Annotated in this window: 11 protein-coding genes; 6 read left to right on the top strand and 5 right to left on the bottom strand. The window is 65.9% G+C overall.

Annotated features, from left to right (window positions below; all coding sequences use genetic code 11):
• Positions 1 to 1,253: ABC transporter permease (locus tag RKP46_RS18880; protein ID WP_409194168.1), on the bottom strand; the 1,253-nt coding region annotated here is incomplete at its 3' end.
• A 173-nt stretch (positions 1,254 to 1,426) separates the two neighbouring features.
• Here RKP46_RS18880 and xth point away from each other — a divergent pair.
• From xth to RKP46_RS18895, 3 genes are all read left to right on the top strand, one after another.
• Positions 1,427 to 2,194 carry an exodeoxyribonuclease III gene (xth, locus tag RKP46_RS18885; protein ID WP_311108051.1) on the top strand — a complete coding sequence of 256 codons (768 nt, stop codon included), beginning with the start codon at positions 1,427 to 1,429 and terminating at the stop codon, positions 2,192 to 2,194.
• Entirely contained in the window at positions 2,194 to 2,871 is a 678-nt protein-coding gene (locus RKP46_RS18890) for a Crp/Fnr family transcriptional regulator (RefSeq protein WP_311108052.1), read from the top strand. Before xth ends, RKP46_RS18890 begins: the two co-directional genes overlap by 1 nt.
• A 99-nt stretch (positions 2,872 to 2,970) precedes the next feature.
• Positions 2,971 to 3,168 (top strand): DUF2892 domain-containing protein, encoded by a 198-nt coding sequence (locus RKP46_RS18895; RefSeq protein ID WP_311108053.1) that lies wholly within the window; start codon positions 2,971 to 2,973, stop codon positions 3,166 to 3,168.
• A gap of 115 nt (positions 3,169 to 3,283) precedes the next feature.
• Here RKP46_RS18895 and rsmA read toward each other — a convergent pair whose 3' ends face one another.
• The 4 genes from rsmA to lptD are packed head-to-tail and all read right to left on the bottom strand — an operon-like array spanning position 3,284 to position 9,203.
• Positions 3,284 to 4,066, bottom strand: coding sequence for a 16S rRNA (adenine(1518)-N(6)/adenine(1519)-N(6))-dimethyltransferase RsmA (gene rsmA, locus RKP46_RS18900; protein WP_311108054.1), 783 nt, complete (start codon positions 4,064 to 4,066; stop codon positions 3,284 to 3,286).
• Between the two features lie 14 nt (positions 4,067 to 4,080).
• A complete protein-coding gene (pdxA, locus tag RKP46_RS18905; RefSeq protein ID WP_311108055.1) occupies positions 4,081 to 5,094 on the bottom strand; it encodes a 4-hydroxythreonine-4-phosphate dehydrogenase PdxA in 1,014 nt (337 codons plus the stop codon).
• Positions 5,091 to 6,401, bottom strand: a complete 1,311-nt coding sequence (locus RKP46_RS18910) for a peptidylprolyl isomerase (RefSeq protein WP_311108056.1) — start codon at positions 6,399 to 6,401, stop codon at positions 5,091 to 5,093. The genes pdxA and RKP46_RS18910 overlap by 4 nt, the downstream gene beginning before the upstream one ends.
• Positions 6,402 to 6,425: 24 nt before the next feature.
• Entirely contained in the window at positions 6,426 to 9,203 is a 2,778-nt protein-coding gene (gene lptD, locus RKP46_RS18915; protein ID WP_311108057.1) for an LPS assembly protein LptD, read from the bottom strand.
• 106 nt (positions 9,204 to 9,309) lie between these two features.
• On the opposite strand from lptD, the gene RKP46_RS18920 reads away from it, so the two are divergent.
• The 3 genes from RKP46_RS18920 to RKP46_RS18930 form a co-directional block, all read left to right on the top strand.
• Positions 9,310 to 10,341, top strand: coding sequence for a phosphotransferase (locus RKP46_RS18920; RefSeq protein WP_311108058.1), 1,032 nt, complete (start codon positions 9,310 to 9,312; stop codon positions 10,339 to 10,341).
• A gap of 2 nt (positions 10,342 to 10,343) precedes the next feature.
• On the top strand, positions 10,344 to 11,036 hold the full coding sequence (gene murU, locus RKP46_RS18925) for an N-acetylmuramate alpha-1-phosphate uridylyltransferase MurU (RefSeq protein ID WP_311108060.1): 693 nt from the start codon (positions 10,344 to 10,346) through the stop codon (positions 11,034 to 11,036).
• The coding region (locus RKP46_RS18930) for an aminopeptidase P N-terminal domain-containing protein (protein WP_311108059.1) at positions 11,033 to 11,835 on the top strand (803 nt) is incomplete at its 3' end. The genes murU and RKP46_RS18930, both read left to right, overlap by 4 nt.

Here is an 11,835-nt window from a genome sequence, read left to right on the forward strand (position 1 = left end):
AGTTGCAGCTCGCCGGCGAGCCAGCAGATCAGTCCGGAGAGCGCCAGCAAACCGAGCAGATAGCCGGCCATGAAACTACCCTGCGGTGGACCCAGTTCGCGCCGCAGAACGCGCAGTGTCGACACTTTCTGGAGCTGCAGCAAGGGCGGAACGGCAAAACCGAAGAGGAGCAGAAGTCCGATGGCCGCGCCCTGCCCGGCTGGCAGCAGGCTTGGTGCCGGCAAGGACATGGCGAGCAAGTCGGCCAGCCAGGCGTGCAGCACGAAATGGGCGAGATAGCCGATCAAAACGCCGAGCGCGACCGCGGCAGCACCGAGCATCGCCAATTGCCCGAGGTAGAGACGCAGGAGCAGGTTCTGCACCGCGCCGAGGCAGCGCATCACGGCACAGCCGTCGAGATGGCGCTCGACGTAGCGACGCGCCGCCAGACCCACCGCGACGGCCGCCAGAACGACGGACAACAAGCCGGCCAGGCCAAGGAACTTCTCGGCCCGCTCAAGCGCAGTGCGAATTTCCGGTCGCCCGTTCTCCGGGCTTTCCATCCGTTGTCCGCGTTGCAGGCGCCGTTCAAGGTCGTTCTGAAAGCGTCTGACCGACGCATCCTCGCCGGCGAGCAGCAGGCGATAGGCAACCCGGCTGCCAACCTGCAGCAAGCCGGTCGCCGGCAGATCGTCGAGGTTCATCAGCAAGCGCGGCGCGACGCTGAAGAAGTTGATTCCGCGATCGGGTTCGAGGGTCAGGATGGCAGCGACGCGCAGCCGGATCTGGCCGACGCCGACGCTGCTTCCCGCGCTCACGGCGAGGGCGGCAGCCAGGCGCTCGTCGACCCAGATTGTGCCGCGCTCAGGTATGCCGACGGCCGGCGCATCCGCGGCATTCACGGCGGGCGCGATGCGCAATGAACCGCGCAAGGGGTAGCCCGTCGCTACCGCCTTGATCTCGGCCAGCTGCGCGCGCTGCCCGTCTTCGGCCGCATGTGCGACCATGCTCGGAAACGTCCGCGTCTCGGCTACGCGCAGGCCGCGCGCGCGCGCTTGGTCGGCAACTTCGGCTGGCCAGGGGTGGTCGGCGTTGAGCAGCAGGTCGGCACCGAGCAACTGGTGTGACTCGCGCGTCAACGCCTGGCGCACTCGATCGGCAAAGAATCCGACCGCGGCGAGCGCGGCAACCGCCACCGTCAAGGCGGCAAGCAGCAAATGCAGTTCGCCCGCCCGCGCATCGCGGCGCAGCATTCTCCAGGAGAGACACAGCACGCACATTCCGCTACCACCTTCGACCGATCGTCAAGCCTGAGCTTAAAGCAAAATTGCCCCGCCGGGGTTCCGTGTTGGGCTGCCGGCTGGCACAATTCGCCTGACCGCCCCGCCCGCCTGCCGCCCGGCAGGCGGGCAGCCAACGCCCGCCACGCGCCGAGGAAGCCCATCGCATGAAGATTGCCAGTTGGAACGTCAACTCGCTGAAGGTTCGTCTGCCGCAATTGCTCGACTGGCTCGCCGCCTGGCAGCCGGACATCGTCTGCCTGCAGGAAACCAAACTGGAGGATCATGCCTTTCCACAGGCTGCCCTGCAGGCGGCCGGCTACTTCTCGCTATTCGCCGGACAGAAGACGTACAACGGTGTCGCCTTGCTCAGCCGCGAGCCGGCGTGCGAGGTGGTCATCGGCAACCCGCTCTACCCGGACGAACAGCAGCGACTGCTGGCGGCCAGCGTCGGCGGAGTGCGCGCCGTCTGCGTCTACGTTCCGAATGGCCAGGCCGTCGGCAGCGACAAATACGATTACAAGCTGGCCTGGCTCTCGGCCCTGCGCGAGTGGCTGGCTGGCCAGATCGCCGAGCACCCGCGTCTGTTCGTTGCCGGCGACTTCAACATTGCTCCGGAAGACCGCGACGTACACGATCCGGCCGCCTGGTCCGGCCAGATTCTCTGCTCCGCCGCCGAACGTCAGGCTTTCGGCGGACTCCTCGGCCTCGGCCTGCGCGACAGCTTCCGCCTTTTCGAGCAAGCGCCGAAAAGCTTCTCCTGGTGGGATTACCGGATGCTCGGTTTTCAGAAGAACCTGGGGCTGCGTATCGACCACATTCTGCTCAGCGAAGCGCTCGCCGGGCAATGCACCGCCGCCGAAATCGCGCGCGCGTTGCGCAAGCTCGAACGGCCTTCCGACCATGCGCCGGTCACCGCCGAATTGAGCGCTTGATGGAAGCGAGCGGAAGCGAGCTCGCCGAGCGCCTCGTCGCGCTCTATCCGGTATTGCGCTGCCTGTCGACGCGGGTGCTGACCGAACTGTGCCAGACGGCCAGGCGGGTGCAGCTTGCGCCGGGCACCGCGGTCTTTGACGAAAGGCAGAGCTGCCCTGGCTTTCCACTCATTCTTGCCGGCACGATCAAGGTCGTGAAAAGCACCGCGACGGGCCGCGAGATGCTGCTCTACCGCGTCGAGCCAGGCGACTCATGCATCATCACTTCGAGCTGCCTGCTCGGCCACAGTCGCTACTCGGCACGCGGCATCGCCGAACTGCCGCTGACCTTGCTCGTACTGCCGCCGTCGCTCTTTGAACAGTTGATCGCCGAGCAGCCGCTGTTTCGCGACTTCGTTTTCCATCTTTTCGCCGAACGGATCGCCGAGTTGATGCAACTCGTCGAGGAAGTGGCCTTTCATCGCCTCGACCAGCGGCTGGCCAAGCTGCTGCTGGCGCGCGGCGAGACCGTGCGCGCAACGCATCAGGCGCTCGCCGACGAACTCGGCAGCGTGCGCGAAATCGTCAGCCGCCTGCTCAAGGGTCTTGCCGGACAGGGCCTGGTTGTTCTCGGGCGCGAGCAGATCAGCATTGTCGATCGCGATGGTTTGCGCCAGCTTGCCGACGGCGGACGATGACCGGACGAGGCGCACGGCCTCTGTGACCGCAGTTACAGACTCACCGCCTGACACCGCCTAAGCTGCCGGCCTGCCCTGTCAATTCTTACGGAGAACCGCATGAAAACCAACGTCGGTGGAATCGATAAAATCCTGCGTATCGTCGTCGGCATCGCTCTGATCGCCATGGCCGCCCTCGGCGTGGTCGGCGCCTGGGGCTGGATCGGCGTCGTACCCCTGCTGACCGGCCTGCTCGGAACCTGCCCGGCGTATTCGCTGCTTGGCGTCAACACCTGCCCGATGCAGAAAAGCGACTGACGCCTTTCTTCCCCTGCCTGGCCGTTGGCCAGGCAGGCCAAACTCTTCTGGCCGTTGGCCAGGCAGGCCAAACTCTTCTGGCCGTTGGCCAGGCAGGCCAGCCAGGCGTCCTCGCCTATCGCGGCAGACTATTGGTCAGGCGAACGTAGTCGGCGACCGCCAGTTCCTCGGCCCGCGCCAACGGCGAAATGCCGGCGGCAACGAGCTGATCCGCACTCGCCAGACCTGCAAGACTGTTGCGCAGCATCTTGCGTCGCTGACCAAAGGCAAGCGCCACGACGCGGGCAAGAAGATCCTCGTCATGCGCCGTCAAACTGCTCGCCGGCCGCGGCAGCAGCCGGATGACGGCCGAGCGCACCTGCGGTGGCGGAGCGAAAGCCGCCGGCGGCACCTCGAACAGAGACTCGACGGCAAAGCGATATTGCAGCATCACCGATAGCCGGCCGAAGCTGCGGCTGCCCGGCGCCGCGACAATGCGCTCGACGACTTCCTTCTGCAGCATGAAATGCAGATCGCGCAAACAGTGCGCTGCGCCCGCCAGGTGAAAAAGCAAAGGCGTCGAAATGTTGTACGGCAGGTTGCCGACAAGACGCAGAGCGCCACCGAGCGTTTCCGCCAGGCGGGCAAAATCGAAGATCAGCGCGTCGCCCGAGTGTATCGTCAGACGCTCGGCGGGACACTTCCGCTGCAGCTCGGCGACCAGATCGCGGTCGATTTCGATCACCTGCAGGTGGTCGACGCGCGCACAGAGCGGAACGGTCAGCGCGCCCAGCCCAGGGCCGATCTCGACCAGCAACTCGTCGCGTGCCACCGCCAGGTTTTCGATGATCTGCGCAATGACCTGGCGATCGACCAGAAAATGCTGGCCGAAGCGCTTGCGTGCGCGGTGCTGCCGCATCGCCGCCGGCTTCGTCAGCCGCCGGCGCGGGCGACCATCTCGATCGCCTGTTCGACGGCTGCGAACAGGCTCCCCGGGTCGGCTCGACCGCTGCCCGCCAACTCGAGCGCCGTCCCGTGATCGACCGAGGTACGGATGATCGGCAGACCGAGCGTGACGTTGATTCCGTGCCCGAAACTGGCGTACTTGAGCGCCGTCAGCCCCTGGTCGTGATACATGGCGAGCACGCAGTCGCCCTGCGCCAGCACCGGCGCCGAGAACATCGTGTCGGCCGGCAGCGGTCCGATCAGCTTCATCCCTTCGCCGGCACGCAGTCTGTCCAGCACCGGCGCGATCACCTCGATTTCTTCGCGCCCCAGGTAACCGCCTTCACCAGCGTGCGGATTGAGGCCGGCGACCAGGATGCGCGGTCGCGCGAGGCCGTACTTGCGCCTCATCTCGCTGTGCAGGATGCGCAGGGTTTCCTCGACGGCCAGTGCGGTGACCGCGGCGGGAACGTCTTTCAGCGGCAGATGCGTGGTCACCAGCGCGACGCGCAGTCCGCCGCCCGTCAGCATCATGACGACTCGCCTGGTTCCGGTGCGCTCGGCGAGGTACTCGGTATGCCCGGAGAAGGCGATGCCGGCGTCGTTGATCACCGCTTTATGCACCGGCGCGGTGACCATCGCCGCGAACTCTCCGGTCAGGCAGCCACTCAGCGCACGGTCGAGCAGCGCCAGGACGTGTGGCGAATTGGCCGGATCGAGACGTCCGGCGACGACCGGTGCCGCCAGCGGCAGATGGATGACATCGAGCGTGTCGGCGGCCGGTGGCACGCCCGGCTGCCAGTCGCGCATCCGGACCTCGAGCGCCAGCGCCGCAGCACGTTCAACCAGCAGGTCGCGATCAGAGAGAACGACCAGGCGCGCCGAAAGGTCGCCAGCGCGTAGCCATTCGGGCAGCCGGAGGACGATGTCCGGACCGACCCCGGCCGGTTCGCCGACAGTAATCGCGATGACCGGCAGCGGCAGGGCGTTCGCCACGCTCAACGCTCGACCAGGCGGAGTTCGACGTAGGCGCGATCGCGCGCCTGCCGCAGCCAGTCCTGATACGCTTCGTCGCGCTTGCGTTCGCGCAACACCTGGCGCGCAGCGGCGCGCCGGCGGTCGCTCGACACGTCCTGCAGACGGCGTTCGATCACTTCGATCAGATGGAATCCGAACGGCGACTGGATCGGTGTGCTGACCTGACCGGGCGCCAGCGCGTTCATCGCACGTTCGAACTCGGGAACCGTGTCGCCCGGATAGATCCAGCCCAGATCGCCGCCCTTGGCTGCCGACCCGTCCTGCGAGAACAGCTTGGCAAGCTGGGCGAAACTCTCGCCGTGGCGGATGCGCTCGGCGAGCGCTTCCAGCTTGTGGCGCGCTTCGTTCTCGGAAACGACTTCGTTGACCTTGATCAGGATGTGCCGGGCGTGCGTCTGCTGAACCGCCGGCAGCGCGCCGCCGCCGCGTTTGGCGAGCAGCTTGATCAGATGAAAGCCGTTCGAGCTGCGCAGAACCGGTGTCACCTCGCCGACGTTGAGCTTGGCGCTGGCCTCGGCAAACATCGAGGGCAGGCGTTCGCTCGGCCGCCAACCGAGGTTGCCGCCTTGCAGGCCGTCCGGAGCGTCCGAATACGCCGCCGCCAGTTGCGCGAAGTCTTCGCCCTTGTGCAGGCGGTCGAGAATCTGCTCGGCCTTGGCGCGCAATTTCTGGATCTGCTCGGGGCTCGCCGACTCGGGTGCGCGCAGCAGAATATGCGCCAACTGGTATTCCTCGCTCGCGCCGCCGGCCGCCGCGTTCGCCAGATAGTGGTCAATCTCACTCTCGGAAACGAAAATCCTCGCCTCAACCTCGCGTTCGCGCAAGCGGGCGATCATCATTTCACCGCGGATGTCTTCGCGGAAACTCGCGTAGGCGATGCCGTCCTTTTCCAGCGCGGCGCGAAACTGCGCCGGTGAAAGCTTGTTGTTTGCCGCAATCCGCTGCAGCGCCTGTTCGAGTTGCGCGTCGTCCACCCGCAGACCCGTCTCCCGCGCCAGTTGCAGCTGCACCCGATCGATCACCATGCGCTCGAGCATCTGAGCCTCGAGCACATCGCGTGCGGGCAGCGCGACGCCCTGCTTCTGCAGTTGCGCAGTAGCCGCCTCGAGGCGAGCGTGCAACTCGTTCAGCGTGATCACTTCGTCGTTGACCACCGCGACGATGCGGTCGACGGCAACCGGTTCGCGGCCCGGCCGGGCCGCCATCTGGGCCATCGCCACGCCCACCAGGCAAAGCGACAGCAGCATGCTGCGCATCAGGAGCCAGATCATCAATTCACCTGCTTGCTGTACTTGCTATTCATTCCACGCGCGCTCGTCGAGCGACGGGTTGGCGATCCCATAGCCCGGGATGCGCCGCTGCAGCAGCATCAGCGGATTCGCTCCCAGACGCGAGAAGTCGCTCAGTTCGAGTTGCAGATAGGCACGCGTCGAGACATGCGACTCGCTGGTCACGACGCGCTGGCCGACAGCACGCAGCACCCAGCAGCCGGCGTTGTATTCGACACCACCGATGATCTCGATCGGCTGATTCTGCAGGAACGAGTAGTTGTAGCGACCAACCAGCTGCCAACGACTGGTCAGCGGCCACTGACCGGAAATGTCGATCTGCTTGATCGGCGTCACCGCATTGCGGTTATAACTGTACGCCGCGTTGAGCACCTTGCCCGCCTCCGGCAGGTAGCGCGCACCGAAGGAATAGCGCTGGAACTGCTGATCGCCGGTGTCGTACTGCAACGTGGCATCTGCGTAAACGTGCGGCAGCACCTGGCCGGTGAACGCCGCGAGAAGGTCCGACTTCTTCCATTTCCGGGTCGCCGCTCCGGGTTGCAAAGCCACCTTGTCGTCCGAGAAATACAGGCGCTGACCAAGCATCGCGCGCATGATCTCGGCGCCGCTTGCCGGATCGATCAGGCGCGAAGTTGCCGCGGCGGTCAACTGATTCGCGTTGTTGATCCGGTCCCAACCGGAAAACTGGTTGTCGGCAAAGATCTGGGCAAAATTGAAGTCGGCCAGCGCGGTGTCGAAGATCGGGATTTCGTCCTGATTCCGGTAGGGAATGTTCAGGTAGAAGAGGCGTGGTTCAAGTGTCTGAGTGTACTCGCGTCCGAACCAGTGGCTGGCGCGCTCGAAAGTCATCCCGGAATCGACGCTGAAAATCGGCAGGCTGCGGTTGATCGACGAGGGCGCGGTGACTGCGGTCGCCGGTTGCGACAGTGAATAGTGCGTGATATTCACCCCGAGACGCGGCGTGACGTACCAGCCGGGAGTAACGTAGGGCAGTGAAACCTGCGGCTGGAGGACGATGCGTTGCCCGGTCACCCGGTTCGCTTCCGGACTGGTGAAGTTGCTGTACTGCCCGAAGAAGGCGCTGTCGGTCAGATAGAGGTCGGGCTGGCGCGCGTTGACGACGATCTGCGGCAGTAGCCGATACGGCTGGCTGACCGGGTTGCGCGGATCGGGCTGCAGCGTCTGGAAGGTCTGCAGCATGCCGCTGACGTTCCACCAACCGCCGCCGCCATAGCTGATCTGCCCCTGCTGCAGGAGCTGGGTGCTTGCCGTGCTGGCGATCTGGCTCGACAGGTCGGTGTAATAGTAGTCGTCGGAAACCCGGTTGAAATTGAGCGATCCGGTCAAGCCGCCGGCTGTCGTCTGCGTATGTGTCAGCGACAAGCCCCAACGGTCGAGATCGCGCACGCGATCGTTCGGCAGCATCTCGACGCGCGCCTTGCTGAAATACGAGCCGCCGTAAGCGGCGTTCATGTAACGCAGGTCAGTGGCAAGCTGGACGCCGCGCTTGGTGAGAATGCGTGGCTCGAACGTCGCGTCCATGTTCGGCGCGATGTTCCAGTAATACGGCAGGGTAAACTCGACGCCGCTCTCCGTGCTCGAACCGTAGGTCGGCGTCAGGAAGCCCGACTTGCGCTCGTTGTTCAGCGAAAACGAAACCCAGGGAGAGTAGAGAATCGGCACGCCCATGAAACGGATCGTCGCGTCGCTGCCGGTCGCCACGTCCTCGTCGTAATCAAGCTGCAGTTCGCGCGCGCTGACCATCCAGTCGTCGTTGCCCGGCTTGCACGTGGTGTAGGTGGCCGAAGTCAGGCGCACCTGGTTCTCACCCTCGAGGTCTATCCGCTGCGCCTCGCCGCGTCCCTCGGTAAGCTCCTTGACCGGCTTCCTGGGTCCCTTCACCTTGGTCTGGCCGGGTTTCAGATCAACCAGGCGCGGCGCAGCAAAACCGCTGGAAAAATCGCCCGGCGCCGGCCCTGCCGGCAGCTTTTCGGCAGCCGCACCACCGGCCGCCGACTTTTCGGGGCTCGCCTGGCGACGCAGGAAGTACGACGCATTGTCGGCAAAGCCCACCTGATCTTCGACCTTGAGGCGCATCTTCGGCGCCGAAATCACGTCCTCGTCGATCTGCAAACGGGCGTTGCCGAGCGCTTCGACTTCGTCCTCTACCGGCCAGTAGGTCAGCCGATCAGCGGTCAGCACAGTGCCCAGCTTGCGCAACTCGGCGTCGTCCTCGGCGAGCAGTTCGCGGTCGGTGACGCCGCTGATGCGCTGTGCGCTGAGAAACGCCGGGCGCGGCTCGCTGCTCTCCTTCGGCGGGGCGACCAGCGCTTTCGCCAAGCGCAACTGGAGTGGCGTCGTCGCCACCTCGGGCGTCCCGGCGACTGCCGCCGGCAGCGCGTCGCCAGGCGGCGCAACGGCCGGCGTCTGGGCGGACGACTGTACCGGCGGCGACTGCACGGCCGGCGCCACCGCCGCCCTCGCCTGGCCGGCGCTGCCCGGCGTTTCGCCAGCACGCGCCGCCGCCCGCTCTCCACTTGGCGGCAAGGGGCGGGCCTCCGTCGGCGAGAGGTCAACGGGCCGGGTCTGCGCAGCCGAGCGCTCGCTCGGTCGCGCTGCCGGTGCCGCCGAGACGGGCGGCAAACCGAGCAGCGCCGGATCGACGCGGAAGGGCGGCTGATTGCCCTGCGCGTCGGCCGGCGCAGAAAACCCGGCGGCCAGACCACCGGCGAGGCCACAGCAGAAGAGCACCGGCAAAGGCCGGGGCCGAGAAGGAAGCGTCATTGCGAATGGGTCAGTAACGAAGGCGACGTTTGCCGACGCCGCGCCTGCCAGCGGGCCGGATGATAAAATCGGGGCATTCTAGCATCATCACCCGAGGAGGAGCGGCATGCCGCGCAAAGCCCTGCTGGAGAACTGGGTCAATCAGCTTTTCGCGGAAGACTTTCCGGCCGGCTCGCTGCAGCTCGAAACAGCCTCGGCCGACGCCAGTTTCCGGCGCTACTTTCGCCTCGTTCTGCCCGACGGAACGAGCCGCATCGTGATGGATGCGCCACCCGACAAAGAAGACTGTCGGCCTTTCCTGGCCATCGCCCGGATGTTTCGCACGGCCGGCGTGCATGTACCGGAAGTCCTCGCGCACGACCTCGAGCAAGGCTTTCTCCTCCTTTCCGACCTTGGTCGGGTCACCTACCTGCAGGCGCTTGGCGACCGGCGAGCAGCTCCCGGGCTCTATGACGATGCCAATCAGGCGCTGATCGCCATCCAGACCTCAGGCCGCCCGAACGTCCTCCCCGCCTACGACCGCAGCCTGCTGGCGCGCGAGCTGGCGCTCTTTCCCGATTGGTACGTGCAACGCCACCTCGGCCGCAGCCTCGACGAGCGGCAGACGCTCGCCTTGCAGAGCGTATTCACCGCGCTGCTGGAGAACAACCTGCGCCAACCGCAGGTCCATGTTCATCGCGACTATCATTCACGCAACCTGATGGTCGTCGGGGACGCGCCGCGCAGCTTTCCCACCAACCCGGGAATCCTCGATTTTCAGGACGCCGTGTTCGGGCCCTTGACCTACGACCTCGTCTCGCTCTATCGCGACGCCTACATCGACTGGCCGGAAGACCTCGAACTCGATTTCGTCATCCGCTATTGGGAAGCGGCACGCCGCGCCGGGCTGCCGGTACACGCCGATTTCGAGGCGTTCTATCGCGACTACGAATGGATGGGCGCGCAGCGGCAACTGAAGGTGCTCGGCATCTTCGCCCGCCTCTGGCATCGCGACGGCAAGGACGACTATCTGAAGGACATGCCGCGCGTCATGCACTATCTGCGCCGCACCTGTCAGCGCTACCGCGAGTTGGCGCCACTCGCCAGACTCCTCGATGCGCTCGACGCGCAACCCGGCGAAGTCGCTTACACCTTCTGATGATGAAAGCAATGATCCTCGCCGCTGGCCGCGGCGAACGCCTGCGACCGCTCACCGACCAGACGCCCAAGCCACTCCTGCAGGTCGGCGGCAAGGCGCTGATCGTCTGGCATCTCGAACGTCTGGCCGCCGCCGGCTGGCGCGAAGTGGTGATCAATCACGCCCATCTCGGGCGGCAGATCGAGACGGCACTCGGCGATGGCAGCGCCTTCGGTCTGCGCATCGCCTATTCGCCGGAACCGGCGGGCGCGCTGGAGACCGCCGGGGGCATTGCGACGGCGCTGCCGCTGCTCGCCGACCAGCCCTTTCTGGTCATCAATGGCGACGTCTGGTGCGACTGGGATTTCGCCCAGGCAACGCGTTGCGCCACTGCCCTGGGCGAGCGTCTCGCGTACCTGGTTCTAGTCGATAACCCGGGGCACCACGCCGGCGGCGACTTTACACTGCGCGGCGACGTGGTCTGCGCGGCCGACGAGCGCCACCCGGCAACGCTCACCTACGCCGGTATCGCCGTCTTCCGGCCGGAGTTCTTCGCTCGGCTGCCGCGCGGCACGCACATGAAGCTGCGTCCGCTGCTCGACGACGGCATCCGCCGCGGACTGATCGCCGGCGAACGCTACGGCGGCCGCTGGGTCGATGTGGGAACGATCGAGCGCCTGCAGCGCCTCGATGATGACTTGACACGCACGACATGAAGCACGCTCCCTACTCCGAACGCCGTCAGCGCGTCTGCGCACGCCTGGGCGACGGCGTGGCGATCATCCCGACCGCGCCCGAGCGCCTGCGCAACCGCGACGCCCACTATCCCTACCGCTTCGACAGCTACTTCTGGTACCTGAGCGGCTTCCCGGAACCGGAAGCCGTGCTCGTCCTGGTCGGTGGCAGCGAGGCGAGATCGATCCTCTTCTGTCGCGAGAAGAACGAAGAACGCGAGATCTGGGATGGCTTCCGCTACGGCCCGGCCAGCGCGGCGCAGGCTTTCGGCTTTGCGGAAGCCTGGCCGATCAGCGAGCTCGCCAGTCGACTGCCACAGTTGCTCGCCAAGCGCAGCACGCTCTGGCATTCGCTCGGACACGACGCCGAGTGGGACAGGCGAATCGGCGAGGTCCTCGCTGGCTTGCGCGCCGATAGCCGCAACGGCCAGCAAGCGCCGGGAGAGATTCGCGACCTGCACGGTCTGCTCGACGAAATGCGGCTGTGCAAGGACAGCCATGAACTCGACTGCATGCAGCGCGCCGCCGACATCGCTGCTGCCGGGCACACGCGCGCCATGCGCGCCTGCCGGCCGGGCATCGCCGAGTACGAACTGGAAGCCGAGCTGAGTTATGAATTTCGTCGGCGCGGCGCCAGCGGTCACGCTTACACGCCGATCGTCGCCGGCGGAGTCAATGCCTGCATCCTCCATTACGTCGCCAACGACAAGCTGCTCTCCGGGCACTCGCTGGTCCTGATCGACGCCGGCTGCGAAATCGAAGGCTACGCGTCCGACATCAC

This window comes from Accumulibacter sp. (assembly GCF_031732815.1).
GTDB lineage: Bacteria > Pseudomonadota > Gammaproteobacteria > Burkholderiales > Rhodocyclaceae > Accumulibacter.